We start from the raw sequence: 24,664 nt of genomic DNA, 5'->3' as shown, positions 1-24,664 counted from the left end.
CTCATCATGTCCCGACAGACCCTTCTGGGCCTTGGCTTTATCGGTCCTGCGCTGCTGGCCACGGTGATGTTCTTCCTGCTGCCCGTGGTGCTGACGGTGGTCTTTGCCTTCACCAATATGAGCACCTCCACCGGCATTCTGGGCGGTGACTACCAGATCAGCGAAAGCGATCTGCGCCGCCTGCCCGCCGCCGGTGTCATTGACCAGACCGTGACGCTTTTGACCGGCGCGGGCTATGCGGTGCAGCCCGACACGCTGGCACGCTTTGCCGCCGATTTCGGGGACAGCCGCGCCGAGGAACTGGCCAGCCTGCATGATGGCGCGCGCTTTGACGACCGCCGCGCCATGGAACGCGCGCTCAAGGACCTGCGCCGCGAACCCTTGCGCAAAGTGCGCGACCGCAAAACCGCAGCCGAGCTGTTCCGCGTCTCGATCCTTGGCCAGCGGTTCGACAACGAAGCCGCGTTTCAGACCGCCATCACCGATCTGGGCGTGCCCCAGACCGATCACGCCGCGCTGACTGACGCGGCCTACACCGGCTGGACCTTCACCACCCAGAATTTTGAACTGTTGTGGGAGCTGCCCGCCACGTGGCGCTATGCGCTGAACACGGTGATCTACGTGGCGCTGACGCTGACATTCAACGTAAGCGTGGGGCTGTTTCTGGCCCTGTCGACATTCTACCTGCCCAACCGCAGCGCCCAGACCTTTCGCGCCATCTGGTTTCTGCCCCGCATCCTGCCGCCGGTGCTTTATGTGCTGATGTGGCAATGGCTGACATGGGATCAGGGGTTTATCTCGGCCATACTGCGCCCCTTTGGCGTCGAGCCGATCAACTGGATGCGCCACACCGCCACCCACGCCTGGACCTTTATCGTGCTGATCAACGGCTGTGTCGGCGCGTCGCTGGGGATGATCCTGTTCACCTCTGCGCTGCGCGCCATCCCGCAGACCCAGCTGTATGCCGCGCAGGTGGACGGGGCGAACCGCTGGCAACAGGTGCGCCATGTGCTGCTGCCACAGATGCGTTGGCCGATCCTGTTCATCACCTCCTACCAGACGCTGTCGCTGCTGACCTCGTTTGAATACATCCTACTGGCCACCGACGGCGGCCCCGGCCGCCAGACCGAGGTCTGGGCGCTTGCCGCCTATCACACCGCCCTGTCGAACTATGGCGGGAACCTCGAATACGGGTTGGGCGCGGCCTATGCGCTGGCGCTGGTGGTCATCGGCATCCTGTTGTCCGCGCTCTACCTGCGGTTCTTCAACTTCTCCGCGCTTGTCGCCAAGCCAAGGATTGAACAATGACCCATTCCGGCAACCGACTGTTGGTCACAGCACTGGCGCTGATCTCCGCCCCGCTGGTGATCATGTATGCCTTCCAGATCATCGACAGCGTCTCGCGTCCGGCACCCGGCGGCATCCTGCCCCGCGCATGGGAGCTGGAAAACTGGCGCTTCCTGTGGACCCAGATCGACAGCGCGCGCCCGTCGATCTGGCGTGTGACCTTCAACACCTTTGTCTTCGCGGCCTCCACCGCGCTGCTGGTCTGCGCCTTTTCGATCACCGCCGCCTATGCGCTGTCGCGGCTGAACTTTCCCGCGCGGCGGTTCTTTCTGGCGGGGCTGATCATGCTGCACGCCTTTCCCACGATTACCCTGATCATCGCGATCTTTATCGTGCTGCAGTTCCTTGGGCTCTACGACAGCCTGATGGGGGTGATTTTGGTCAAGGCCGCGCTGGAGCTGCCCTTTGGCATCTGGATCATGAAAGGTTTCTACGACGCCGTCCCGTGGGAGATCGAGATGGCCGGCGTGCAGGACGGGGCCTCGCGCTTTCGCGTCTGGCGCGAACTGATCTTGCCGCAAGTCGGCCCCGGACTGTCCGCGCTGCTGATCTTTTCGTTCCTCGCAGGCTGGTCGGAATTCATCCTGCCGCTGGTGCTGGCACCCGGTGCCGATGCACAGGTGCTGGCCACCTACATGAACGCGGTCATCGCGGATGATACCCGCCCTGACTACGGGCTCTTTAAGGCGATCGGCATGTTCTACGCATTGCCCGTCATCGCCGTCTACCTGCTGTTCCAGAAACGGCTCATGAACATCTATGGCGGAGGCACGAAAGGCTGATGCAGATCTCATTGCACAACTTTACCAAACGGTTCGGCGACACCACGGTGATCGACGATATGTCGCTTGACATCGCCTCGGGCGAGATGATCGCCCTGCTCGGGCCGTCGGGCTGCGGCAAATCCACCACGCTGTTCGCCGTCAGCGGCATCCACCGCATCGACGCAGGCCGCCTGCATTTCGGGGACCGCGACGTGACCACCCTGCCCCCGCAGGACCGCCCCGTGGGCGTCGTGTTCCAGAACTACGCCCTCTATCCACATATGAGCGTGGCGCAAAACATAGGCTTCCCGCTAAAGGTGCAGGGCCTCAAGACGGCCGAGATCCGCGCCCGCGTGCACGAGATGGCCGAACTGGTGCAGATCGCCAACCTGCTGGACCGCAAGCCGCAGCAACTCTCGGGCGGACAACAACAGCGCGTGGCGCTGGCCCGTGCGCTGGTGCGCAAACCGGACGTGCTGCTGCTGGACGAACCGCTGGCGAACCTCGACGCCAAACTGCGGCTGGAAATGCGCTCGGAAATCCGGCGGCTGCAACGCGAAACCGGCATCACCGCGATCCTTGTGACCCACGACCAGATCGAGGCGATGTCCATGTGCGACCGCATTGCCCTGATGAAAGACGGGCGCATCGAACAGATCAGCACGCCCTCTGAGATGTACGAACGCCCCGCCTCGCGCTATGTGGCGGGCTTTCTGGGCAACCCACCCATCAGCTTTGTGCAGGCCACGGCGGCAGATCAGCTGACCCTCGGCCCCAACAGCCTGCCCTGCCCCGCAGCTGTACAAGGGCCGGTCACACTGGGCATCCGCCCCGAACATTTCGGCCCCCAGCACGCAGGCCCCGGCTTAAGCGGTCGCATCACCTTTATCGAACCCCAAGGGCGCGAGGATCTGATTGACGTGACCCTGCCCGATGGCCAATGGCTGCGCGCCATCGTGCCCGCCGGTCACGCCTTTACGCTGAACCAGCATGTCGCATGGCAGGTCGATATGGCCCGCGTCCACCTGTTCGACCCATCGGGGGTGCGCCTGTGACGCTGCCCGACTGGACCCGCCCGCAACAGCCCCTTGCCATCGCCCATCGCGGGGCCTCTGCCTATGCGCCGGACAACACGCTGCGGGCCTTTCGTCTGGCGCATGACCTCGGCGCAGATATGTGGGAGGTGGACATCCGCCTGACCCGCGACGGCCAGATCATCGCCTTTCATGACAAGATCCTCCCCGACGGGCGCAAGATCAAAGACACCGATTACGCCGATATCCTGTCCGCCACCACACAAGCCGCCCGCCCCTGTCCCCTGCTCGATGATGTGCTGGCAGAGGCCGCCCGTCTGGGCGCCGCAATCTACGCCGACATAAAAGACACCGACGCCACCCTGCCCACGCTGGAAATGCTGCGCCGCCACCGCATCGACCGCGCCATTCTGGGGGCCTTTGACCCGCGCGCGGCACAGATGCTGGACACGGCCCAAAGCCCCTACCCCCGCAGCGTTCTGGTCCCGCTGGGGGCAGAGCCCTTTGCCTATGCCGCCGGCGCCGATGTGATCCACCTGTGTTGGGAGCGTATGGACCGCCCGCAGGACACGCTGACCGATGCGCTGTTCGACCGTGCCTTCGCCAATGGCCAGTGCATCGCCCTGTGGCACGAGGAAGACCCCGCGCGTATGGCCGCGCTGCGCACGCGTCCGGTGGTTGGTATCTGCTCGGACCGGCCCGAACTGGTCAACCAGCCGGGGCGCGGCCTGCCGTTTCGCACGGTCTGTCACCGTGGCGCGAACAAGATCGCGCCGGAAAACACCCTGCCAGCCTTTGAATGCGCGCTGGCGGCGGGCTTTGACGTCATCGAATGCGATTTGCAGCAGACCGCTTGCGGGGCCATCGTCGTGCATCACGATCCCACGCTCGAGCGCACCACAAACGGCCAGGGCCCGATCACCGCGCAGCGCCTGCCCGATCTGCTGGGACTGGACGCGGGGCGCTGGTTTGATGCGCATTTCACCGGCACCCAGATCCCCACGCTGACACAGGTTTTTGATCTGCTGCACCGCTACGACGGGCACGCCTATCTAGAGCTGAAATCCGCCCCGCCTGCCCCGGTCTGGGACGCGGTCTGCGCCGCAGGGCTGCAGAAACGCGTGTTCTTCTGGTCCTTTGACCGCGACGCGCTGAAAACGCTGCGCGCGATTGCGCCCTCGGCGCGGATCATGGCCCGCAGGCAGGATTACGACACGCTGGATCAGACCCTGTCCGACCTGTCGCCCCAGATCGTCGAATTCACCCTGCCCGAGGGCACCGGCGATTACGCCGCCACCCGTGCGGCAGGCGCGCAGGTGATGCTGGCCGCCATGGCGGGGGATGATGCCACGCTGGACGCGGTGATCGCCGCCGCCCCCGATCTGGCGAATGTGGACCACCCCTTTGCTCTTGCCCGCAGGCTGCGCCGCGATGGCTGAGCACCGCCGCCCGACCTCGCATGATGTGGCCCGACTGGCAGGCGTGTCCCGCTCCGCCGTGTCGCGCTGCTTTACCCCCGGGGCCAGCATCGCCGACGACACAAAGGCCAAGATCCTCGCCGCCGCAGGGCAGCTTGGCTACCGCACCAATGCGCTGGCCCGGAACCTGAAATCGCGCCAGTCCCAGCTTGTGGCCATTCTGGCCTCGCGGCTGGACACGCCCTTTCGCGCGCGGCAGGTCAAACATCTGGCCCGTGCGCTGATCGACGACGGCTTTCGCCCGCTGCTGCTGACCGCCGACCAGCCCGAGGATCTGGGCCCTTTGCTGTCGTCGATGCTGGATTACAATCTGGCGGGCATGATCGTGACCTCAGACACGCCGCCCGCTGCGGTGATTGATGAATGTCAGCGGCTGCGCGTGCCCGTGGTGCTGATCAACCGCAACCCCCACCCCGACGGAGGCGACCGCATCCAGCTGGATACCGGCGCGGCGGCGGCCATCGTGTTCGATATGCTCTATGCCGCGGGCGCGCGCCGGTTTGCCGTGCTGTCCCCCGATGATCGCACCTACACGGTCAAGGGGCGGGTCGACGGCTTTCGTGATCTGGCCTTCGGGCGCAACCTGCCCTGCGCAGTGCTGCCCTGCGACGGGCAATCCTATGCCGCAGGGCGCAGCGCCATGACCCGCCATGCCGCAGCCCTCGGCCAATGTGACGGGCTGTTTGCCGCCAATGACCTGCTCGCCTGTGGCGCGCTGGACGGGCTGCGTCAGGATCTGGGCCGGTCCGTGCCCGGCGACATGGCACTGGTGGGCTTTGACGACATCGAACAGGCCGGCTGGGCCGCCTATGACCTCAGCACCGTGCGACAGGATGCCCGCACACAGGCCACCATGGCCGTTGAACTGATGCGCAACCGGCTGCAAAACCCCGATGCGCCTGCCCTTTTGAAACACCCCCCGCTGGACCCTGTCCCGCGCGGCACAACCTGAAAGCCCCCTCATGACCATGCAAGACCGCCACCGCTTTGCCCTCGACCTCGCCCAAGAGGCGGGCCGCCTCGCCCAGACCATGCGCGCCGATGCCACGGGGCTGCGCGTCGACGCGAAGGGGCCGCAGGATTTCGTGACCGCCGCCGATCTTGCGGTGGAAACGCTGATCCGCGACCGCATCACCGCCCGCTTTCCCGATGACGCCATCATCGGCGAGGAAGGCGGCCACCACGGCAATCCCGATGCGGCCCATGTCTGGATCATCGATCCCATCGACGGCACGACCAATTTCATGCGCGGACTGCCCGATTGGGCCATTTCCATCGGCTGCACCAATGCGGGCACTTTGGATCTGGGGGTGATCTTTGCCCCCGATCTGGGGCTGACGCTGGACGGGCTGTGCGGGCAGACGCCCAAGGCCACGATCAACGGCAAACCGCTGACCCCCTCCACCCGCACCGCCGCCGCCGAGGCGCTGGTCGCCGTCGGCTGGTCCGCGCGCACCCACTTTGCCCAGCATGCCGACCTGCTGGATCAGATCGTCACCGCAGGCGGCGAATACCGCCGGTCCGGGGCGGCCACCATCGGGCTGATCGGCGTGGCCGCAGGCTGGGTCGATGCCTATGTGGAACAGCGGCTGAACCTGTGGGACGCCGCCGCCGGCATTGCCATCATCCGCGCCGCAGGCGGCGTGATCGAAGCACCCGCTTTCTCGCCCACCTTGCGCGAACCGGCCCCGTTTCTGGCACTGGGCCGGGCGGATCACGCCCTCGCCCCCCTGCTGCGCCGCTACGCCACAGCCGTCTGATCCCTCACGCGGGCGCGTCGATCACCTGCAGATCCAGCGCCCGCGCCGATTGCCGCAGCGTATCGGCCAAGAGGGGCGCGGCCCGCTCTGTGCGCCCCGCAGGCACCAGCAGGCTGATCACGCGGGACGCGTCGTCCAGCACCAGCGGCGCCACATGCACCTCGCTGCGGTGCACCCCTTGGCGTCGCGCGAACAGATCCGGCAGAATGCCAATCCCCGCCCCCGTCGCCGCCATCAGCACCACGGAATCCAGACTGGTCCCTTCGTAATCATCGGACACAATTGCCCCGCTGCCCCCGGCGATGCCGTAGACGATCCGCGCCAGCCGGTGGCCGGTGTCCAGCGTCAACAACCGCTGCCCCGCCAGATCCGCGCCGCTCACCCGCGCAGCCCCCGCAAGCCGGTGATCGCGCGCCACCGCCACCCACAGCGGTTCCACAAACAGCGGATGCTGCACCGTGTTGGGATGATCCTCCGGCGTCGAGATTATGGCATCGAACCGCCCGTGCCGGATTCCTTCGTCAAGGTTCTGGGTGTTCTCCTCGCGCACGATCACCCGCAGGTCCGGTTCCGCCGCATGCAGCGCCCGCACCGCTTGCGGCAACAGATACGGCCCGATCGAGGGCAACACCCCCAGCCGCAGACGCCCGCCAAACGGCACGTCCGAGGTCATCACCGCGCGCAGGTTTTCCACATCGGACAGGATGCGCCGGGCGCGCATGACGAACTCCAGCCCCTTGGCCGTGGTCCGCACCCCGCCGCGCCCGCGTTCAAACAACCGCACGCCCAGATCCGCCTCGACCGTGGCAATCTGGTTCGACAGGCTGGGCTGGCTGACGTGCAACGCCTGCGCTGCAAGGCCAAAGCCCCCCAGCTCGTGCACCGCAACGATATATTCCATTTGACGCAAACTCGGGCGCATCCATAGCCTCAGACTATTCAAGAAACAATTTAATAGTATTTTAACTATCCGGCGAAAGCAGGCAACAGGCGCGCAGCCAAACGCCAGCCGCCGGAGACACATCAATGCAGATCATCGACAGCCTTCTGGGCAACCTCATGGTGCCCACCATCATGTTCTTTGTCCTCGGGCTTGTGGCCGCTGTGGTGCGCAGCGATCTGTCCATCCCCGAAGGGGCGGCCAAGTTCATGTCGCTGTATCTGCTGCTGGCCATCGGGTTCAAAGGCGGCCACAGTCTGGCAGAGCACGGCCTCGACGCGGCGCTGTTTGCGGCCCTTGCAGCGGGGCTGGTGCTGTCCTTGGCCATCCCCTTTATCGCCTACGCCCTGCTGCGCAGCCTCACACGGCTGGACGCGCTGAACGCCGCCGCCGTGGCCGGTCACTATGGCTCGATCTCCATCGTGACCTTTGTTGCCGCCTCCAGCCTGCTGGATCTGACGGGCATCGCGGCGGATGGCTATATGGTGGCCGTCGCCGCCACGATGGAGGTCCCCGCCATCCTGTCCGCCCTGTGGATCGCCCACAGGTTCGGCCAACCCGGCAAAACCGGCGGCGTGCCGCTGCGCGAACTCTTTGCCAACGGCTCGATCGTGCTGCTGACCGGCGCCTTTGTCATCGGCGCGCTGACACAGGACAAGGGGATGCAGATGATCGCCCCCTTCGTGGTCACGCCCTTTACCGGCATTCTGTGTCTGTTCCTGCTGGATATGGGCCTGTCCGCCGGACGCAGCCTGCTGCGCAACCGCCATATGCTCAGCGCGGGTCTGTTCGGCTTTGGCCTGCTGATGCCGGTGGTCGGCGCGCTTCTGGCATGGGGCTGTGGTACGCTGATCGGCCTGCAAACGGGCAGCCTGTTTTTGCTGATGGTTCTGGCGGCCTCGGCCTCCTATATTGCGGTGCCCGCCGCGATGAAGATCGCCCTGCCCCAAGCGGAAAGCGGCATCTACCTGACCCTGTCGCTGGGCGTGACCTTTCCGTTCAACATCACCCTTGGTCTGCCGCTGTATCTGTGGCTGGCGGGCTTGGGCGCGGCCTAAGAACCGGATGCGGCAGGGCTGGACCCTGCCCCCGCTTTCGGTCCACCCTGCGCCCCAAGCCCCGCAAGACAAAGGACCGGCCATGACCGACACGACGCAGGACTTTCTGGACATGGCCACGGTGCGCGGGCGCTTCCCCGCGCTGGTCAACGGCTGGCTGTTTGCCGACAACGCCGAAGGGTCGCAAACCCTGCAAGGGGCGATGGACCGGATCGTCGAGTTCCTGACCCACCGCGACGTGCAGATCGGCGGCAGCTACGAGATCTCGCAAGCCGCCGCGCAGGCCCTGCGCGACGGACGCCAAGCGGCGCAAACGCTGGTCAATGCAAACAGGCCCGAGGAGATTGTCTTTGGCCCCTCCTCCACCGCGCTGATGCAGACGCTCGCCGCCGGTCTGCGCGGCCCCCTGCAGGCCGGGGACGAGATCGTCGTCACCCACGCGGATCATGAATCCAACATTGGCCCGTGGCTGCGGCTGCAGGACATGGGCGTGGTGATCAAGGTCTGGCCCTGCGATCCCGCCACAGGGCGGCTGGCCCTGTCCGATCTGGATCAGGTCATGACCGACCGCACGCGACTGGTCTGTGTGCACCATGTCTCTAACCTGCTGGGAGAGATCAATGACATCGCCGCCATCGCTCGGTTTGTACACGCGCGCGGCGCACAGATTTGCGTCGACGGCGTGGCCTACGCCCCGCACCGCGCCATTGATGTGCAGGCATGGGACGTGGATTACTACGTCTTCAGCCTTTACAAGTGCTACGGCCCGCATCTAGCTGTTTTATATGGGAAATACGACCTTCTTCATGCGCTGGAAGGACAGTACCACTACTTCTACGGCGCAGACTCCCTGCCCGGCAAGCTGGAGCCGGGAAACCCCAATTACGAGCTCGCCTATTCCACCACCGCCGTTGTGGATCACCTCTGCCAGATCGGCGGTGCCAAGGGGCGCGCCGGTGTCGAACAGGGCTTTGCCGCCATCGCCGCGCAAGAACAGCGGCTGACCGACCGGCTGCTGGCTTGGCTGGCCACCCGCGACGATTGCGAGGTTATCGGCCAGCCCGTCAACACCGACAACCGCCGCGTGCCCACCATCGCCTTTCGCTGTGCTGGCCTGAATTCAGCCGCCATCTGCGCCGAGATGGACCAGCACCGCATTGCCATCCGCCACGGGGATTTCCACTCTCGCCGGTTGGCCGAGCTGATGGGCCAGACCCATGACGGCGGCGTGCTGCGCGTGTCCATGGTGCATTACAACACGCTGGCCGAGGTCGACCGCCTGACCGCCGCCCTCGGGGATGTTCTGGACCGCCTGCGCGGCTGACAGCGCCGCTTAGGGCGCGCCCAGCAGCCGTTCCAGCTCCACCATCGCGGCCTCGACCAGCTCGCGGTCCACCTGCCGCCCGTTCAGGCGGATGAACCAGCCCTGCCCGTCCTCGCCCGCCTGCAACCGCACCCCGGCCGAGGTCTGCCGTGGCGGCGGCGTTTTCTTGGGACGTCCGCCGCGCTTGGGGTCGGACTTGCGCTCGAACCCGTCCAGCACGCGGGCAATGGCTGCGGCCTCTTCCTGCGCGGTCTCGACCTGCTCTTCGGCCAAGGCCGCGCGCAGCCGCGCCTCCCCCCCGTCGCGCAAGGCAGCCGCCATCCGCAGCCCGTCCTTTTCGCGCAGCAGATCGGGGAACTCCAGCATATCGCCCAGCTCCTCAAAGATCAGCGCAAAGGACCTGATCTTGGACCGCTTCGCCTTGGACGCCTGCGGGAACAGCGCGTTCACCGCCTCCTCGGTGTTCACAAACACCCCCTGTTGCGCCGCCAGAACGGCGATCCGCCCGCGTTCAAAATGGCTCAAGCCGGCGCGGATCTCGTTCTCCTCGATCATCGCGGCAAAGGTCGCGCCCATCGTATCGGGCTGGCGCACCACCGCCTTGATCGTCGCGTATTTCTCCGCCTCGAGGTATTCGTACAGCTCCTGCACCGCCATCATCCGGCGATAACCCGACAGCAGACCATAGGCGAAATCGGGGTCGTCCGGCGTGGCAAAGACCTCCACCGGCAGACGCAGCCCGTTGTGCAAAATGGAATGCTTCAGCTCGTCCAGCGCCTCGCGGTCGATCACCGCGCGGTCACGCTGAATGGCATCCCGCTTGATCTGGGACAGCGGGATTTCCACCATGACCAGACCCTGCGCCAGAGCCTCGCGCAGCTTGACCGCGTCGGATTTGTCCTTGGCCGCGGCCTCGCGTTCTGCGGCACTGCGCGGGTCATGCGCCGCGGCGGTCTCGGCGGCGACCTGCGCGATAGGGGCGCTCGGTGCGTTCATAATTCCCTTAGAGGTTTCGCGGCGAAACTCCTCTTCGAGCTTGCTGAGATCCTCTGCCGATGGTGCTTCCAGCTTGCGTCGCTTTGCCATTACTCAGCCCCCTGCCCCAGTTGCGCATCCCGCCACCATGTCCCAAGGATCACTTCCTTCACCTCGGCCCATGTCCGGTCAAACGTCTCGCGCCCGCGCACATAGGTGTCACGGTTAAAATCGCGGTAATCTGTCTCGTAAATTCCGCTGACCTGTTCACCGGCCTGCCCGACCATCGCCGTCATCTCTTGCCGGTAGGTGGTCATGAAATCCCCGAAATAGGCCTGAATGACATTGGCCAGATCCGTCTGCTGGTTGGCATCGAACCGCGTGACAAGCGCGCGCACGGCGTCCCATTCAAACTTCATCTCCGGCAGCCCACCGGCCCGGCGGGCGCGGTTCTCCCCCTCTTCGATCGAGGCAAAGGTGGAATAGATCATGTCGAAAAACCGTCCCGTGGAATCGAACTCCAGAAACGATGCGCCCAAAGGCACCAGCAGAATATCCGCCGCTGACAGCGCGTTGATCGTCAGATACCCCAGCGCGGGCGGCGTATCGAGCAGGATGATATCGTAATCGTCCATCATCCCCCCTTCTTGCATCGCGTTCAGCAGCGCATCCCACAGCGGCCAGCCACGCGCCTGCATCCGCCAGACCGGCACTTGGAACTCTGCCCAATACAGGTTCAGCTGCGCGCCGATCAGATCGATGTTGGGCCAATGGGTTTTCTGCACGAGGTTTCGTGGCGAAACCTCTAACGCAGCGGTCAGTGTCTCATCAAAGGGGAAAGGATTTTGCCCCTCGGCGGTGCGAATCCGGTTTTCTTCCTGCAGGTGCTGCGCGTAGTCCCGCGCCAGCATGGGGAACACCGTCTGCCATTCGTCCTCGACCTTGCCGCCCATGATCGACGTCATCGACCCCTGACTGTCCAAATCAACAACCAGAACCTTGTAGCCGTCCAACGCCGCCGACATGGCCAGATGCGCGCAGGTCGATGTCTTGCCGACGCCGCCCTTGAAGTTCGCAACCGCCACCACCTTGGCCGGAAGGCCCTCGGGCCGCCAAGCACGGTATTCCTTGTCCTTGGCGCCTTCCTCGGCAAAGAAGGTCCGCAGGGCAAGGATATCTTCCAGCGTAAACCACTTCGATCCACCTTCGCCCTCGCCTTGCGGCAGATCAGGGTTTTGCCGCAAAACCCGCCGCAGATGGGCGGGGTTGACCGGGATCAGATAGCGGCAGATCTCCCACGTGGAAAAGCGGCGTAGCCGTTTCGCGCCGTCGGGGGCATAGCCGCGTTTTGCCAGATCATCGCGCCCGCGCATGGCAAAGGCCGCAGCCTTGGCAAAGCGGGCTGTGTCGATGGGATCGGCCAGCTTATCCGCCGCGCGGGCGGGATCGATGTTGAAATACGGGGGAAGATCGGGTTTCGATGTGGGGCCAGGTTTTTGTGCCATGATTGTGCTGCGTCGCCTCGTCATGTTCGCTGTTTTCCGCGATATCGCGGAAACTATGGCACATCCGCTCGCCTGAGTGAATCAGGATTGTGGCTCTTCTCTTCGGAAATTCATAAAAAGAACGACAAGCAGATGTTTGTTTGAGAATCTTTTGAATTTTTAAGAATCTTTATGTTAGAATTACGTATCTAATATCAATTACTTAATCCACATAAGGTGCCCGTTTGCAGGGCCAAGGGTGCCTCTCCGCAGGGTCAAAGGTGCCCATTTGCAGGATAAAGCGCACCGATTCTCGGTCCTCTCATTCCCAACCCCGACAGAACGCAGCGTTTAAGCTGTATTCGACCCTATATGCCGCGAATCGGACTGGCGCCGATTCGCGGCCTGCCGACCCTGATCCTGTATTTGGGTCCCTTTGGCCGAACCGACCCCGCCAAAGGTGCCCGTCTACGGGATCGTCTCAAAGGTGCCCAACACGCTCTTGTCTGCAGATACCTTTTCCCCGATGATAGGCGCAACCGTGGCCGACTCTGTCGTGATCATGGACGAGGCATCACAGACGCAGCATTGCGGATAGGGCAGAGCATGGATGACATTCCCAGAGACCAGCTGAGCGGTTCGCTGCGCCGTGGCGCGGTCAAGAAACACGTGGCGGCGATCCATGTCTCGGGCAAGCTGACGCTGTTGCAGCGCAAGCTGTCCAACGTGCTGCTGCTGAATGCCTATGACACGATCACCAGCCAGACCCGACACCAGATCGATGCGCGTACGCTGTGTTTGATGATTGGTTACAATTCCAACGATATGGACACGCTCAAGGCATCCCTGCGCGGCCTCGCCGAGACGGTCGCCGAATGGGATATGCTGGACGAGAAAGGGCAGCAGGAATGGGGCGTCTCGGCGCTGTTGAGCTATGCCAAACTGTCAGGCGGGGTCTGTGAATATGCCTACTCTCCGGCGCTGGCCGAAAAGCTGCACGACCCCAAGGTCTTTGCCCTGATCAACCTGAATATCCAGCGCCGGTTCACCTCCGGCCATGCGCTGGCCCTGTATGAGAACTGCTACCGTTTCGTGCGCACGGGATCGACGGGATGGTGGTCACTGGATTTGTTTCGCCGTCTGATGGGGGTGGCCGACAGCCCGTATTACGACGTCTACAAGAACCTGAATGCCAAGATCATCAAACCCGCCGTCGCAGAGGTAAACAAGACGTCAAACATCGTGGTCACGCCGGAGGTCCGCAAAATGGGCCGCGCTGTGACCGACATTCGCTTTAAGATCGCCGAGAACCCGCAGCTTGCGATTCTGGATATCGACGATGGCGAGGGGCTGCGCAAATCCGAGGTCTACGCACGTCTGCGGGCCTTGGGGGTGTCGGACCGTTTGGCGCGGCAATGGGTGTCCGAGCATGGCGAAGACACCGTGCGGGCCAAGCTGGATTACGTGGCGGGGCAGGGCGGTGTTAAGAACCCGGTAGGATATCTGACCGCGGCCTTGCGCGACGACTATGTGGCGGGGCAGGGAGGTTTCGCCGCGAAACCTGCGAAACCCGGAGAGCTTGCCAAACCGCTAACGCTGCGCGCGAAGCGTTTGGCCCGTGTTCAGGAATTGGCCGCGGCGCGCAAACCAACCCAGCGGGACGCGGACAAACGCCTGTTTTCGGCCCGCCTGTCGGGAGATCTGCGCGATGATTTTGACCGGCACGGCTGGATGTCGGGCCTGAATGCCGAGGCGATCCAGACCTTTTGGGAGGAACTTTCGCCGGGCGCTTTCGACGATATCGAATAGCGGGGCAGGGGGTCAGGAGGCGATGGGAAAGCTCATCTCGACGCACATGCCATTGCTGCCGTCCACATGCAGCTTGCCCAGATTGCCGGACACGGTGGCGCGGATCATGCGCCAGCCCAGCGAGCCGGAGCGTTCGGGCTGTTGACCGTCCTCTAACCCTTTGCCATCGTCGCAGAAACGGTAGTGGATCATCTCGCCGTCGGTGGTCAGGCCGATGGTGATCTGGCCGGTGCTGCGCCCCTCGAAGGCGTGTTTAAAGGCGTTGGTTATCAGCTCGCCGGTGATCAGGCCAAGATCCAGCGCGAGACGCGCGGGGATCGGGGTGTCGTCACCTTCGACATCCACCGCCACGGTCAGATCGGTCCGGTTGAACGTCACCGCCAGCGCCGAAATCTGTTGCAGATAGGCGCGGGCCCCGACGGTCTCTGCCTCGCCAGTTTGCAAAAGCTTGTGGGTGCGGGCCATCGCCTCGACCCGGATACCAAGGGAGGCCAGCACATCGGATGTCTCGCCCTCGGTGGCGCGGCGCTGTTCCAGCCGGATCAGCGAGGAGATCATCGTCAGATTGTTGGCGGTGCGGTGGTGGACTTCGTTAATGGCGAGTTCGCGGGCCGAAAGCTCTGTTTCCAATTGCCGGATACGGCGGTCGGAATTGCTTTCGCGCATGAGGATTTCGTCACAGCGGTTGCCCGCGATTTCGGCACAATCCGCCATGTCAGAGGTTTCGATCGGCGCGGTGAAATCGGCGCGCACATGGGTGCCGCTGCTGCCGGTGTCGATCTCGAAATCATCGGCCATACGTTGCACACCCGCCAGCCCCAGACCCATGCCGGGGCCGCTGGAACGGGCATCATCATGGCCCGACAGCACCGCCTGCGGATCGTCGATGCCATCGCCCTGATCGGCAAAGTTCATCCGCAGCACCACATTGCCGCCGCGCGGTTCATGCAGGCTGAGCCGCGCGTAACCGCCGCGCCCGTGTTCGATGACATTGCGCGCCAGCTCCATCGCGCAAGTGGTCAACCGCGTGGCGTGAAAGGGTTTGTAGCCGATGATCTCTGTCACCGACTTGGCGATCTGCTGCAGGATCTTGATGTCATCGGACACCGTCAGCGACAGGGATGTGATCGTGTAAGGCATCAGACAGGGTTCCGCATATTTCGCCTAGTGTGCCGCAGGCCAGCGGGCCACGGCAATGCCAATGTCGTCTTTCCGGCGCAAGTCCTGCCTCGCAAGCAGTTGTGCGGCCACCATCAGGGCGCTGTAATTGCAAAGCTGGTCCAACTGGTCGCTGTCGATGCTGCGCAGCCCGTCGCTGTGCAAGATCAACAGATCCCCCGCCTGAAATTCATGCTCTTCTTCCATCGGGCGGCCGTTGGCGCTGCCGATAAAACCGTCGCGGGTGACAAGGCGCTTTGCCTCTCCCGCACAAAGCCGTAAGCCACTGATATTGCCAAGATTTCCGTAGGTCACGCGCTGTGCATCCGGCGCAAGGTCAAGGATCGAGACCACGCCGCCACGGCTGCGTTGCAGGTCGTGGACCATTTGCCGGATGCGGGCCTTTGGCGTGCCTGCGGGGCGGGCCAAGGCCATGTCGATCATGGTCTGACCGGCATCGGCGGCCTTTGCGCCATGGCCCATGCCATCGACCAGCGCCAGCCGCAGTCCGCTGCGATGGGCCACCGTGCCCCAGGCGTCGCCGCAGACGGATTCATTGGGGTAGGCCAGCCGCAGACCGGCAATATCCAGACCGTGCGGGCAGGTGGTGTCCTTGTCAAAGCGACAGGCCCAGATCGTGCCCGCCGGTCCGGTGGCCATCTCCGCGCTGGAGGAGAGCCGTTCAATCGCGCCGATGCCGATGCCCGCGCCCTGTCCGCCGCTGACGTGATCCTTGCGCGCGGCGGTGGGGTCGGGGATGCCCGGCCCCTGATCTGTCGCAATCAGCGCCACGGACACCCCCGCCGGTTGCGGCATGACCTGCGCCAGAAACCGGCCGCCATCGGCGTATTTGATCATGTTGGTGCACAGTTCGGTGGCCACGATGGCGATGTCTTCGGCGCGCGCCTCTGGCAGGCCAGCCCCCAGCGCCTCGGCGCGGGATTGCTGGCGGGCGGCGGCCACATCGGCGCGCTGTGTGATCTCAAGCCATTCGAGCATGATGCTCCTTCACGTTTCGTATCTCAGGCGCGGGCGGCAAAGCGGATGCGCGTACCCTGACCTGCGGTCGAGGTGATCTCGAACCGGTCGGAGAGGCGTTTTGCCCCGCCCAGCCCCCGACCAAGGCCTGTCCCCGAGGTAAAGCCGTCTTCCAAAGCCTGATCCACATCGGCAATGCCCGGACCCTCGTCGCGGCATTCGATCCAGACCATCGCGTCACGGGGGTCGGTGTGGATCACAGCTATGGCGCCGCCGCCGTAGATCAATCCGTTGCGGAAGATCTCGCTGGCGGCGGTGACAATGCGGGTTTTGCGGATGGCGCGGGCCTGCAGGCCGTCCATCGCGCGGCCCACGGCCTGACGCGCCCGAAACACGCAAGATTCGGTGCGGATTTCGTGACGTTCAAAGAATGCGCCGGGCAGGGGGCTCACCGCGCGGCCCGCAACCGTGTTACGGCGTGTTGCAGATTGCGCGCGGTTTTCACGGTGGGCAGGGTCATGCCCAGTTCCACCAGTGTCATCGCCACGGCGGGCCGCATGCCCACCAGATAGGTGGGCGCATCCATCAGCACGCCGATGCTGGCAAGCTGGGCGATGATGCGGCCCACGAAGGTGTCGACGATTTCCAGCGCGCTGATGTCTATGACGATGCCTTTGGCGTCGTTGTCATAAACCTCTTGCGAGAGCCGGTCCTGCAAGGCGACGATGTCGCTGTCGTTGATGTTTTCGTCGACGGCCACCAGCATGATGTCGTCGACGAGAAAGAGGCCTGCGGCCTGCGCCATGGGACTGCCCCTTTTGTCAGACGGGTTTGCGCGCGACGACGTCGGTGTCGAGCTGGCGGAAGGCATCGGCCAGGGCCATGCGCAGGGAGCTGCGGGTGCGGACCTCTCCGGTGTCGACGCCAAGCTGCACCATGGTTTGCGCGATGCGCGGGCTGATGCCGGAGATGATCGCCTCGGCCCCCATCAGGCGGACGGCGGCGGCGGTGCGGATCAGATGTTGGGCGACTTGTGTGTCCACGGTGACCACGCCGGTGATGTCGATGATGACGATATCGGCTTTTTTCTCGACGATGGCCGAGAGGGTGTTTTCCATCACCTCTTGGGCGCGCATGGAATCGAGCGTGCCGACCAGCGGCACGGCGACGATGCGGTCCCAGAGTTCCACCACGGGCGAGGCGAGTTCCATCATCTCGTCCTGCTGGCGCTGGATGGTTTTGTCGCGGTCCGAGATGCACAGTTCGGTGGTATACAGCGCGGCGGCGTCGATCAGGCGGGTGAACTGGTTGATGGCTTCGATCAGCACCTCGCCGTTGGTGTCGTTGACCGTGGCGCGCAGGCGTTCGAACAGCGGGTATTTCAGCGCCAGCACAAAGGCTGCCATCTCGCCGGTGGAGACGCCGCGTTTGGTGCGCTCGCGGGTGATCTTGGCCAGCACGGCGCGCAGATCGTCCCAGCAGTCGGCCTCGGGGTCGAGCATATCGTGTTTGACGCTGACGGCCACGCCTTGGGACAGGGCATCAAAGACCAGCTCGATATGGGCGCGGGCCTCGCGTTCGGAGAACAGGTCCTTGCGGATCAGGCCTTCTTCGGCCTGGGTCGATCCCCAGGCTTTGAGCAGGAAATCACGCTCGTTGTCGAGAATGGTGTGAATGTGGCGTACGGGCATAACGGCTTTCGCAAAATGGATCGGTTGGGAGGGACGTAGCGCCGGTGGTCTGTGCTTTCAATGAAACGGGGTTAATTTGTTATGTCTGAACGGTTTGGCGGGGCGGCGCGTTGGGGGCGGAACGCGAGAAAGCGAAAGGAAAGACCATGTCGAAAGTTGTTTTGATCACAGGGGCGTCGTCGGGGATTGGCGAGGCCTGCGCGCGCGCAGCGGTCGAGGCCGGTCACAAGGTGGCACTGGCCGCGCGGTCCAAGGACAAGCTGGACGCGCTGGTGTCCGATCTGGGCGCTGACAAGGCGCTGGCGCTGGTCACCGATGTCACCGACCCGCAGGCGCAAGAGCGAATGTTCGAACAGGCCGTGGCGCATTTCGGGCGGCTGGATGTGGTGGTGCCCAACGCGGGCGTCGGTGCCTCCGCGCGCGGGACAGAGGCGGGGTCTGTCGAGAGCTTCCAGAAGATGATCGAGGTCAACTGTCTGGCTGTGACCTATACCGCGAAATTCGCCATGCCGCATCTGCGCGAGACCAAAGGCCATATGGTGCTGATCGGGTCGATGGCGGGGTATGAGACCATGTGGGGCTCCGTCTATTCCGCGACCAAATGGTTTATCCGTGGCTATGCGGACAATCTGGGCAAGGAATTGGGCGAGGCCGGGGGCCGCGTCACCTGTCTGCATCCGGGCATGGTGGACACCGCGTTCTTTGACGAGGCAAAGCCCGACGCCCTGCGCGCCGAGGACATCGCGCGGGCGTTTATCTTTGCCATCGAACAGCCCGACCATGTGCGCGTGCCGCATATGCAGGTCTACCCCAAAGACAGCTGAGGGCAGGGGCCTGCGACGTCAGCTTTGCAGCAGGGCGGAGGCCTCTATCTCCACGCAGTAATCGCCGATCAGCCTGTCGACCACGACCAGTGTGTTGGCAGGTTTGATCGTGCCAAACACACGCCCGTGCGCCTGTGATATAGCCAGCGCGTCTTCTTCGCGCGTCGCATAAATACGGGTGCGGATGACGTCCTCGGGCTTGGCCCCGAGGGCGGACAGCGCGGCGAGGATTTTATCAAGGATAAAGGTCGTTTGTGCGCCTGCGTCGCCTTCGGCCACCACGCGGTCATGGCCTGCGGTGGCGGTGGTGCCGGAGACCTCGATCATCTGGCCCACGCGCTGCGCGCGGCAATAGCCCGCAATGTCTTCCCATTTCGACCCGCTAAGCACACGGTCGCTGTCGCGGCGGCCCGGGATCGGCTGGGCGCTATGGGCCAGCGGCATCTGGTCGAGGTGGTGGCTGAGATCGCCGGAGGCGGTCAAAAACGGCGGCTTGCGGTATTCGTCACCGCAATCGCCGGGGATGGGGGTGGTCAGGTCAAAGGCGCTTTGCAGCAGGGCGCGGTCCTCGTCATCGAGCGCATAGCTGAACAGCCGCGCGTTGTCGGCGGCGTGCATCGCCTCGCCCAGTCGTGCGCCGATGATGACGGCGGCCACGCCGGTCTGTTCCAGCACCCAGCGGGTCGCCACATTGGCGATGGAGACCCCGTGTTTGTCACCGATCTGGCGCGCGGCGCGCAAAATCGCCTGAAAGGGACCCCAACCGCCCGCCGTGTCGATGAAACGTTTGTATTTCATCTTGGACCAGTCGGCGATCTCGACAGGCTCTGGTTGATCCAGCCAACGGTCGCTGAGGAAGCCGCCGCATAGCGTGCCATAGGCCAGCAGGCGGGCAGGGGTGCGGGCGCACAGCTGCGCCAAGGGGCCTGCGGCGCGGCGGTCGATCAGCGAAAAGGACACCTGATTGCTGCGCAGCGGGATGCCGTCGGCCAGTGCTAGCGCCAAGTGGGCCGCGTCAAAATTGGTCACGCCGATTTCGCCAATCAGCCCTTCGTCGCGCAGGCGGGTCATCTCGTGCAGGGCGTCGAGCCAGGCGGGATGCTCGAAGCTCCACCAATGGAATTGCAGCAGATCGACGCGGTCGACGCCCAGCCGGTCCAGCCGTTCCTGCACACCGGCGCGGACGACATCGGCGGTCATCGGGCCGGGCGCGGGGCACCATTTGGTAAAGGCGCGCGGGCGTGTTGCGGGATCGGCATGGCGGCGCAGCAGCGCGCCGGTGATCAGCTCGGACGTGCCATAATGGTCGGCCATGTCAAAGCTGTCAAAGCCCGCCTGCGCATAGGCTGCCAGATCATCCGCCCCCTTTTCAGGGTCCAGCGGGCCGGATGTGCGTTCGATGTCGGCAATCTGCCACAGGCCGGTGACCGCGCGGCTGATGTTGAGACCGGGGGCCAGATCGTAGCGGTCAGGGCGCAGGGCGGGGTCGGTCATGCGGGATGCTCCGTTTGGCGGGCCTGTAGCAGGGCAAAGGATCGTTCGATGTCGGCGGTCAGCGCATCCAGCGTGGCCTGACGGTCGCGCCGTTCCAGCCCGTCGATGATGGCAAGGTGATGTTCGTCCTCTGCCACCTCGCGGGCGGCGTCCTCGCGGATGACAAGGTTCAGATAGGCGCCGTATTGCAGCCACAGACCTTCGATCATGGGCAGCAGCACCTCTGAGCCGGACAGCCGGTAGAGGGTAAAGTGGAAGTCGTAGTTGCGGGTTAGGTCGGGCGCGCCCTGATCTGCGGGGCGGGCAAGGACCGCGCGCAGGGCGGCGATCCCGTCGGCGTCGATCTGTTCCATGACCTGATCGAGCACCAGCGTCTCCAGCGCCAGACGGGCGGATTTCAGGTCGGCCATGCGGCGGGCATCAAAGGGCGGGACCAGCAGCTTGCGGCTGCGGGTGTCGATCAGCGCGCCCTCGGCCACCAGACGGCGCACGGCCTCGCGCACGGGGGTCATGGAAATCCCCAGCTCGGCGGCCAGCGTGCGCAGCGACAGCGTATCACCGGGGGCAAAGGCGCCACGGGTAAAGGCCGCGTGCAGGGCCTGATAGGCGCTTTCACGCAGGTTGGTCTGGGCGATCGGGTCAAGCTTTGCCGAGGTCATGGGCAGATGGTTCCGTGATGTCCAAAAGTCTGCGCCGCTGCGGAGGTGCATGATTGACAGCACGGATTGCAGCGTCTCATATTGTATAAAATATCACAGATAACAGTTGGCATTGCAATTGGGGATTGCTGGATGACGCAAGGGCCGGGGTTTTGGCTGTATGATCTGCGGGTGGAGACGGTGCTGGACGGGCGCACGCCGGTCTGCCGCCACATCGAAGGCGAAAGCTTTGTTGTGGAGGGGGAGACACTGGTGTTCGCGGCCGGTCAGCGCGTGTCGATGTATGCGCTGGCGGCGCTGTTGCCGCTGTTGCCCGCCAAACAGCGCATGACCGATCCGCAGGACTGGATGTCCACCGATGCAGAGATCGCCTGTCCTGACCCCCATTGTGGCGGGCGGTTCCGCGTTCACCGCACGGGCAAGCGCTGGTTCAGCCATGCCGCCACCACCGGATTGCCCGACAGCCGCGACACGCCGTACTGGCAGACGGAGGACGAAACATGACCAAGGTCGAGACGACAGATTTGCGCGCGGGCCACGAGATCTCGCGCGTGGTGCGCGGGGGCTGGCAGCTGGCGGGCGATCACGGGGCCGTGGACCGGCAGGTGGCCATTGCGGATATGGAGGCCTTTGTCGACGCGGGCATCACCACCTTTGACTGCGCCGATATCTACACCGGCGTCGAGGAGATGATCGGCAGCTTTATCGCGGATCTGCGGGCGCGGCGCGGGGCGGCGGTGGCGGACCGAGTGGTGGTACACACGAAACTGGTGCCCGATCTGGCGCGGCTGCCCGATCTGCGCCCCGACGAGGTCGAGGCCATTATTGACCGGTCGCTGAAGCGGTTGCAGATCGACCGGCTGCATCTGGTGCAGTTCTTCTGGTGGGATCTGAAACTGGGCCGCGCGGTCGAGGCGCTGGAGGTGCTCAAAACCTGTCAGGCCAAGGGCAAGATCGGCAATCTGGGGGTGACGAACTGGGACAGCGCGCAGATCGCGGGCTTTGTCGAGGCGGGCTATGACATTGCGTCGGCGCAGGTGCAGTATTCGGTGCTGGACCGGCGGCCGTCGCATGGGTTGGGCAAATGGGCACGCGAACACGACATCCGGTTTTTGTGCTATGGCACGCTGGCGGGGGGCTTTTTGACCGACCGCTGGCTGGGCGCGCCGGATCCCGGTTTTGTTTTCGAGAACCGTAGTCTGGTGAAATACCGGCTGATCATCGACGAATTCGGGCCGTGGAGCCTGTTTCAGGAGCTGCTGCACTGCCTGCAACGGATCGGGGACAAGCACGGCGTGTCGCTGAGTTCGGTGGCCACGGCATGGGTGCTGGACCAGCCGCAGGTGGCGGCGGGCATCGTGGGCGCGCGCTATGCGCGGCATCTGCCGCAGACGTTGCAGGTGTTTGACGTCACGCTCGACGCCGAGGATCACGCGGCGATTGCCGCCATTCAGGCGCGGTCCGGCGGTCCGTCGGGGCCGGTCTACGGGCTGGAAGGGGACCGCAGCTCGCGCCACGGGCGGATCATGAAGTACAACCTGAACACGCGGCCCGATGATACAGTGCTGGGCCAGAGCAATGGCTGAGGCGGCGCTGGCGACCAATGGGCTGACCCATGACTTTGGCGCGTTTCGCGCGCTGGATGACGTGTCGATCACCGTGCAGCGCGGGACGATCACAGGGTTGATCGGTCCCAACGGGGCGGGTAAATCGACGCTGTTTCACGCGATCACCGGCGGGTTGCGGCCCGACGCGGGGCAGGTGACGCTGGGCGACCAGACGATCACGGGGCTGTCGCCGGACCGGCTGTTTGCGCGCGGGCTGGCGCATACCTTTCAGATCCCCAAACCCTTTGCGCGGATGACGGTTCTGGAAAACCTGATGCTGGCCCCGCTGGCCCAGACAGGGGAACGGCTGTTCGGGTCGTTCTTGCGGCGCGGCGCGGTGCGGGCGCAGGAACGCGCCATCCGCGACCGCGCGCTGGAGGTGCTGGATTTCATGACGCTGGCCCATCTGGCGGACCATCCGGCGGGCAAGATTTCCGGCGGCCAGATGAAGCTGGTGGAACTGGCGCGGGTGTTGATGGGCGATCCCGAGGTGATCTTGTTGGATGAACCGGCTGCGGGGGTGAACCCTTCGCTGACCGGCACGCTGATCGAAAAGATTGAAGAGCTGAACCGCCGCGGCAAGACGTTTTTCATCATCGAACACGACATGGATTTTGTGATGCGCCATTGCGATCCGATCATCGCGCTGGCGCAGGGTCAGGTGATCTTTGAAGGCACAGCCCAGCAGGCGCAAAACGACCCCCAGCTTCTCGAAGCCTACTTGGGGGCGCCGGTATGACCAAGCCGATGCTGGAGGTGCGGGGGATCACGGCGGGCTTTGTGCCTGATCTGCCGATTTTGCGCGACGTGTCCATGACAGTGCCCCAAGGCGGGCTGAGCGTGATCATCGGCCCCAATGGCGCGGGCAAATCGACGCTGATCAAATCCATCGCGGGCATCGTGCGCATCAGTGCGGGGCAGGTGTTGCTGGAGGGGCGCGATCTGACCAACATCCGCCCCGACCAGATGGCGCAGCATGGCATCGCCTATGTGCCGCAGACCGACAATATCTTTCGCAGCCTGACCGTGCGCCAGAACCTTGATCTGGCGCTGCGGGGGGCGGGGCGCACGGTCGCGGCAGAGCGGCTGGACAGTCTGATGGCGCAATTCCCCGCCTTGGCGGCCAAGCAATCGGACAAGGCGGGTGCATTGTCGGGCGGGCAGCGTCAGTTTCTGGCGGTGGCCATGGCCCTTGCCACAGCGCCGCGCCTGATCCTGATGGACGAGCCATCGGCGGGGCTGTCGCCCAAGGCCGCGCAAGAGGCGCTGGACCTTGCGCGGGATCTGACGCGGCAGGGGGTGACCATTGTGCTGGTGGAACAGAACGTGACGCAGGCGCTGCGGATTGCCGATCACTGCTACATTCTGGCCGAGGGGCGCAATCAGGTGGATGGCAAGGCCGCCGATCTGCTGGGCGACCGCGTGGTGGCCGACATCTATCTGGGCGGCAAACGACTGAGGGCCGGGGCATGATCCAACATTTGCTGGATGGCATTCTGGTGGGGGCGATCCTGTCGCTGGGGGCGACGGGGCTGACCATGGTGATGCACATGCTGCGGTTTGCCAACTTCAGCCATGCAGAGCTGTTGTCCATCGGGGCCTATGTGGCGCTGGTGTTCGACCAGATCTTCAAGGCGTTGCTGCCGGTGAGCGCGGCCAAGATCGGGCCGCTGTCCGCGACCGGATCGCTGGTGCTGGCGATGCTGGCGGCGATGGTGGTGACAGGTGTCAGCGCGGTGCTGTTCGACAGGCTGATCTTTCGGCGGGTGCGCGAGAAGGGCGAGGAGCTGTCGATGGTCTTTGCCTCCTTTGGTCTGGCGCTGGTGATCCGCAACGTGATCGGGCTGGTGTTTGGTCTGAACACGCAGCTGTTCAGTCAGGACATCGTTTTTGCCACGGTGCTCAGCCGTGATCCGCTGATTTTGGTCAAGCCCGATCAGGTGGCCGTTCTGGGCGTGACCCTGTGCATCATGGGGCTGCTGCATCTGATGCTGTCGCGCACGACCTTTGGCTATGCCCTGCGCGCGGTGGCAGAGAACCCCGAGCTCGCGCAGGTCAACGGGATCAACCTGAAGCGGATGATCACCGTGGTCTGGCTGTTGGGCGGTGGTCTGGCAGCGCTGGCCGGCGTGTTTTACGGGCTGACCAACCAGATCAGCCCCGTGGTGGGGCGCGATCTGGTTCTGCCGATCTTTGCGGCGACGATTGTAGGCGGCATCGGGTCGATCTACGGCGCGCTTCTGGGCGGGTTCATTGTGGGCATCGCGGCGAATATGGCGC

The 24,664-nt window shown here is 64.3% G+C and carries 25 protein-coding genes; 15 read left to right on the top strand and 10 right to left on the bottom strand.

Annotated features, from left to right (window positions below; all coding sequences use genetic code 11):
- Positions 1–6 precede the first annotated feature (6 nt).
- The 6 genes from ACN5AZ_RS16340 to ACN5AZ_RS16315 are packed head-to-tail and all read left to right on the top strand — an operon-like array spanning position 7 to position 6,383.
- On the top strand, positions 7–1,308 hold the full coding sequence (locus tag ACN5AZ_RS16340; RefSeq protein WP_419429974.1) for a carbohydrate ABC transporter permease: 1,302 nt from the start codon (positions 7–9) through the stop codon (positions 1,306–1,308).
- Complete coding sequence (locus tag ACN5AZ_RS16335; protein WP_419429973.1) at positions 1,305–2,129, top strand: carbohydrate ABC transporter permease; 825 nt, start codon at positions 1,305–1,307, stop codon at positions 2,127–2,129. Before ACN5AZ_RS16340 ends, ACN5AZ_RS16335 begins: the two co-directional genes overlap by 4 nt.
- Positions 2,129–3,166, top strand: coding sequence for an ABC transporter ATP-binding protein (locus ACN5AZ_RS16330; RefSeq protein ID WP_419429972.1), 1,038 nt, complete (start codon positions 2,129–2,131; stop codon positions 3,164–3,166). Before ACN5AZ_RS16335 ends, ACN5AZ_RS16330 begins: the two co-directional genes overlap by 1 nt.
- Complete coding sequence (locus tag ACN5AZ_RS16325; RefSeq protein ID WP_419429971.1) at positions 3,163–4,584, top strand: glycerophosphodiester phosphodiesterase; 1,422 nt, start codon at positions 3,163–3,165, stop codon at positions 4,582–4,584. The genes ACN5AZ_RS16330 and ACN5AZ_RS16325 overlap by 4 nt, the downstream gene beginning before the upstream one ends.
- Complete coding sequence (locus ACN5AZ_RS16320; protein ID WP_419429970.1) at positions 4,577–5,575, top strand: LacI family DNA-binding transcriptional regulator; 999 nt, start codon at positions 4,577–4,579, stop codon at positions 5,573–5,575. The genes ACN5AZ_RS16325 and ACN5AZ_RS16320 overlap by 8 nt, the downstream gene beginning before the upstream one ends.
- Before the next feature lie 10 nt (positions 5,576–5,585).
- On the top strand, positions 5,586–6,383 hold the full coding sequence (locus tag ACN5AZ_RS16315) for an inositol monophosphatase family protein (protein ID WP_419429969.1): 798 nt from the start codon (positions 5,586–5,588) through the stop codon (positions 6,381–6,383).
- A 4-nt stretch (positions 6,384–6,387) separates the two neighbouring features.
- On the opposite strand, the gene ACN5AZ_RS16310 is transcribed toward ACN5AZ_RS16315, so the two are convergent.
- A complete protein-coding gene (locus tag ACN5AZ_RS16310; protein ID WP_419429968.1) occupies positions 6,388–7,284 on the bottom strand; it encodes a LysR substrate-binding domain-containing protein in 897 nt (298 codons plus the stop codon).
- 125 nt (positions 7,285–7,409) lie between these two features.
- Here ACN5AZ_RS16310 and ACN5AZ_RS16305 point away from each other — a divergent pair, with 125 nt between their 5' ends.
- The gene (locus ACN5AZ_RS16305) at positions 7,410–8,381 is read left to right on the top strand and encodes a sodium-dependent bicarbonate transport family permease (RefSeq protein WP_419429967.1); all 972 of its coding nucleotides are present in this window, start codon (positions 7,410–7,412) and stop codon (positions 8,379–8,381) included.
- 82 nt (positions 8,382–8,463) lie between these two features.
- A complete protein-coding gene (locus tag ACN5AZ_RS16300; protein WP_419429966.1) occupies positions 8,464–9,705 on the top strand; it encodes a cysteine desulfurase-like protein in 1,242 nt (413 codons plus the stop codon).
- A 9-nt stretch (positions 9,706–9,714) separates the two neighbouring features.
- Here ACN5AZ_RS16300 and ACN5AZ_RS16295 read toward each other — a convergent pair whose 3' ends face one another.
- Complete coding sequence (locus ACN5AZ_RS16295) at positions 9,715–10,791, bottom strand: ParB/RepB/Spo0J family partition protein (RefSeq protein WP_419429965.1); 1,077 nt, start codon at positions 10,789–10,791, stop codon at positions 9,715–9,717.
- Positions 10,791–12,185, bottom strand: a complete 1,395-nt coding sequence (locus ACN5AZ_RS16290) for an AAA family ATPase (protein WP_419429964.1) — start codon at positions 12,183–12,185, stop codon at positions 10,791–10,793. Before ACN5AZ_RS16290 ends, ACN5AZ_RS16295 begins: the two co-directional genes overlap by 1 nt.
- A gap of 585 nt (positions 12,186–12,770) precedes the next feature.
- Between ACN5AZ_RS16290 and ACN5AZ_RS16285 the strand changes: the two genes are divergently transcribed.
- Positions 12,771–13,973: a replication initiation protein gene (locus ACN5AZ_RS16285; RefSeq protein WP_419429963.1), complete on the top strand. Its 1,203-nt coding sequence runs from the start codon at positions 12,771–12,773 to the stop codon at positions 13,971–13,973.
- 12 nt (positions 13,974–13,985) lie between these two features.
- Here the strand turns inward: ACN5AZ_RS16285 and ACN5AZ_RS16280 are convergent, their stop codons facing one another.
- The 5 genes from ACN5AZ_RS16280 to ACN5AZ_RS16260 are packed head-to-tail and all read right to left on the bottom strand — an operon-like array spanning position 13,986 to position 17,800.
- Positions 13,986–15,113: a sensor histidine kinase gene (locus ACN5AZ_RS16280; protein ID WP_419429962.1), complete on the bottom strand. Its 1,128-nt coding sequence runs from the start codon at positions 15,111–15,113 to the stop codon at positions 13,986–13,988.
- 24 nt (positions 15,114–15,137) lie between these two features.
- On the bottom strand, positions 15,138–16,130 hold the full coding sequence (locus ACN5AZ_RS16275) for an ATP-binding protein (RefSeq protein WP_419429961.1): 993 nt from the start codon (positions 16,128–16,130) through the stop codon (positions 15,138–15,140).
- 23 nt (positions 16,131–16,153) lie between these two features.
- On the bottom strand, positions 16,154–16,561 hold the full coding sequence (locus ACN5AZ_RS16270; protein ID WP_419429960.1) for an ATP-binding protein: 408 nt from the start codon (positions 16,559–16,561) through the stop codon (positions 16,154–16,156).
- Positions 16,558–16,914 (bottom strand): STAS domain-containing protein, encoded by a 357-nt coding sequence (locus ACN5AZ_RS16265; RefSeq protein ID WP_419429959.1) that lies wholly within the window; start codon positions 16,912–16,914, stop codon positions 16,558–16,560. The genes ACN5AZ_RS16270 and ACN5AZ_RS16265 overlap by 4 nt, the downstream gene beginning before the upstream one ends.
- 16 nt (positions 16,915–16,930) lie before the next feature.
- Positions 16,931–17,800: an STAS domain-containing protein gene (locus ACN5AZ_RS16260; protein WP_419429958.1), complete on the bottom strand. Its 870-nt coding sequence runs from the start codon at positions 17,798–17,800 to the stop codon at positions 16,931–16,933.
- A gap of 146 nt (positions 17,801–17,946) precedes the next feature.
- Between ACN5AZ_RS16260 and ACN5AZ_RS16255 the strand changes: the two genes are divergently transcribed.
- Positions 17,947–18,624, top strand: a complete 678-nt coding sequence (locus ACN5AZ_RS16255; RefSeq protein ID WP_419429957.1) for an SDR family oxidoreductase — start codon at positions 17,947–17,949, stop codon at positions 18,622–18,624.
- Positions 18,625–18,642: 18 nt separating this feature from the next.
- Here the strand turns inward: ACN5AZ_RS16255 and ACN5AZ_RS16250 are convergent, their stop codons facing one another.
- Together ACN5AZ_RS16250 and ACN5AZ_RS16245 are read right to left on the bottom strand one after the other, a co-directional pair.
- Positions 18,643–20,118: an aldo/keto reductase gene (locus ACN5AZ_RS16250; RefSeq protein ID WP_419429956.1), complete on the bottom strand. Its 1,476-nt coding sequence runs from the start codon at positions 20,116–20,118 to the stop codon at positions 18,643–18,645.
- Entirely contained in the window at positions 20,115–20,777 is a 663-nt protein-coding gene (locus ACN5AZ_RS16245) for a GntR family transcriptional regulator (protein WP_419429955.1), read from the bottom strand. The genes ACN5AZ_RS16250 and ACN5AZ_RS16245 overlap by 4 nt, the downstream gene beginning before the upstream one ends.
- A 132-nt stretch (positions 20,778–20,909) precedes the next feature.
- Here ACN5AZ_RS16245 and ACN5AZ_RS16240 point away from each other — a divergent pair, with 132 nt between their 5' ends.
- The 5 genes from ACN5AZ_RS16240 to ACN5AZ_RS16220 form a co-directional block, all read left to right on the top strand.
- Positions 20,910–21,281, top strand: a complete 372-nt coding sequence (locus tag ACN5AZ_RS16240; RefSeq protein ID WP_419429954.1) for a TIGR04076 family protein — start codon at positions 20,910–20,912, stop codon at positions 21,279–21,281.
- Positions 21,278–22,363 (top strand): aldo/keto reductase, encoded by a 1,086-nt coding sequence (locus tag ACN5AZ_RS16235; RefSeq protein WP_419429953.1) that lies wholly within the window; start codon positions 21,278–21,280, stop codon positions 22,361–22,363. Before ACN5AZ_RS16240 ends, ACN5AZ_RS16235 begins: the two co-directional genes overlap by 4 nt.
- Positions 22,356–23,123 (top strand): ABC transporter ATP-binding protein, encoded by a 768-nt coding sequence (locus tag ACN5AZ_RS16230; protein WP_419429952.1) that lies wholly within the window; start codon positions 22,356–22,358, stop codon positions 23,121–23,123. The genes ACN5AZ_RS16235 and ACN5AZ_RS16230 overlap by 8 nt, the downstream gene beginning before the upstream one ends.
- Positions 23,120–23,857 carry an ABC transporter ATP-binding protein gene (locus ACN5AZ_RS16225; protein WP_419429951.1) on the top strand — a complete coding sequence of 246 codons (738 nt, stop codon included), beginning with the start codon at positions 23,120–23,122 and terminating at the stop codon, positions 23,855–23,857. The genes ACN5AZ_RS16230 and ACN5AZ_RS16225 overlap by 4 nt, the downstream gene beginning before the upstream one ends.
- Positions 23,854–24,664 (top strand): branched-chain amino acid ABC transporter permease (locus ACN5AZ_RS16220; RefSeq protein ID WP_419429950.1); only part of this gene is annotated, 811 nt, incomplete at its 3' end. The genes ACN5AZ_RS16225 and ACN5AZ_RS16220, both read left to right, overlap by 4 nt.

Source organism: Sagittula sp. SSi028 (assembly GCF_048553715.1).
Taxonomy (GTDB): Bacteria; Pseudomonadota; Alphaproteobacteria; order Rhodobacterales; family Rhodobacteraceae; genus Sagittula.
The sequence above is the reverse complement of the archived record's forward strand: the minus strand, read 5'-3'. Positions and strand labels throughout refer to the sequence as shown.

Excerpts from the sequence above, each read along its gene's own strand:
- ACN5AZ_RS16245 (WP_419429955.1), bottom strand. The coding sequence starts at position 20,777 with ATGACCTCGGCAAAGCTTGACCCGATCGCCCAGACCAACCTGCGTGAA.
- ACN5AZ_RS16280 (WP_419429962.1), bottom strand. The coding sequence starts at position 15,113 with ATGCCTTACACGATCACATCCCTGTCGCTGACGGTGTCCGATGACATC.
- ACN5AZ_RS16235 (WP_419429953.1), top strand. The coding sequence starts at position 21,278 with ATGACCAAGGTCGAGACGACAGATTTGCGCGCGGGCCACGAGATCTCG.
- ACN5AZ_RS16250 (WP_419429956.1), bottom strand. The coding sequence starts at position 20,118 with ATGACCGACCCCGCCCTGCGCCCTGACCGCTACGATCTGGCCCCCGGT.
- ACN5AZ_RS16290 (WP_419429964.1), bottom strand. The coding sequence starts at position 12,185 with ATGGCACAAAAACCTGGCCCCACATCGAAACCCGATCTTCCCCCGTAT.
- ACN5AZ_RS16300 (WP_419429966.1), top strand. The coding sequence starts at position 8,464 with ATGACCGACACGACGCAGGACTTTCTGGACATGGCCACGGTGCGCGGG.
- ACN5AZ_RS16240 (WP_419429954.1), top strand. The coding sequence starts at position 20,910 with ATGACGCAAGGGCCGGGGTTTTGGCTGTATGATCTGCGGGTGGAGACG.
- ACN5AZ_RS16295 (WP_419429965.1), bottom strand. The coding sequence starts at position 10,791 with ATGGCAAAGCGACGCAAGCTGGAAGCACCATCGGCAGAGGATCTCAGC.
- ACN5AZ_RS16330 (WP_419429972.1), top strand. The coding sequence starts at position 2,129 with ATGCAGATCTCATTGCACAACTTTACCAAACGGTTCGGCGACACCACG.
- ACN5AZ_RS16335 (WP_419429973.1), top strand. The coding sequence starts at position 1,305 with ATGACCCATTCCGGCAACCGACTGTTGGTCACAGCACTGGCGCTGATC.
- ACN5AZ_RS16320 (WP_419429970.1), top strand. The coding sequence starts at position 4,577 with ATGGCTGAGCACCGCCGCCCGACCTCGCATGATGTGGCCCGACTGGCA.
- ACN5AZ_RS16275 (WP_419429961.1), bottom strand. The coding sequence starts at position 16,130 with ATGCTCGAATGGCTTGAGATCACACAGCGCGCCGATGTGGCCGCCGCC.
- ACN5AZ_RS16230 (WP_419429952.1), top strand. The coding sequence starts at position 22,356 with ATGGCTGAGGCGGCGCTGGCGACCAATGGGCTGACCCATGACTTTGGC.
- ACN5AZ_RS16340 (WP_419429974.1), top strand. The coding sequence starts at position 7 with ATGTCCCGACAGACCCTTCTGGGCCTTGGCTTTATCGGTCCTGCGCTG.
- ACN5AZ_RS16265 (WP_419429959.1), bottom strand. The coding sequence starts at position 16,914 with ATGGCGCAGGCCGCAGGCCTCTTTCTCGTCGACGACATCATGCTGGTG.
- ACN5AZ_RS16310 (WP_419429968.1), bottom strand. The coding sequence starts at position 7,284 with ATGGAATATATCGTTGCGGTGCACGAGCTGGGGGGCTTTGGCCTTGCA.
- ACN5AZ_RS16285 (WP_419429963.1), top strand. The coding sequence starts at position 12,771 with ATGGATGACATTCCCAGAGACCAGCTGAGCGGTTCGCTGCGCCGTGGC.
- ACN5AZ_RS16225 (WP_419429951.1), top strand. The coding sequence starts at position 23,120 with ATGACCAAGCCGATGCTGGAGGTGCGGGGGATCACGGCGGGCTTTGTG.
- ACN5AZ_RS16315 (WP_419429969.1), top strand. The coding sequence starts at position 5,586 with ATGACCATGCAAGACCGCCACCGCTTTGCCCTCGACCTCGCCCAAGAG.
- ACN5AZ_RS16260 (WP_419429958.1), bottom strand. The coding sequence starts at position 17,800 with ATGCCCGTACGCCACATTCACACCATTCTCGACAACGAGCGTGATTTC.
- ACN5AZ_RS16255 (WP_419429957.1), top strand. The coding sequence starts at position 17,947 with ATGTCGAAAGTTGTTTTGATCACAGGGGCGTCGTCGGGGATTGGCGAG.
- ACN5AZ_RS16305 (WP_419429967.1), top strand. The coding sequence starts at position 7,410 with ATGCAGATCATCGACAGCCTTCTGGGCAACCTCATGGTGCCCACCATC.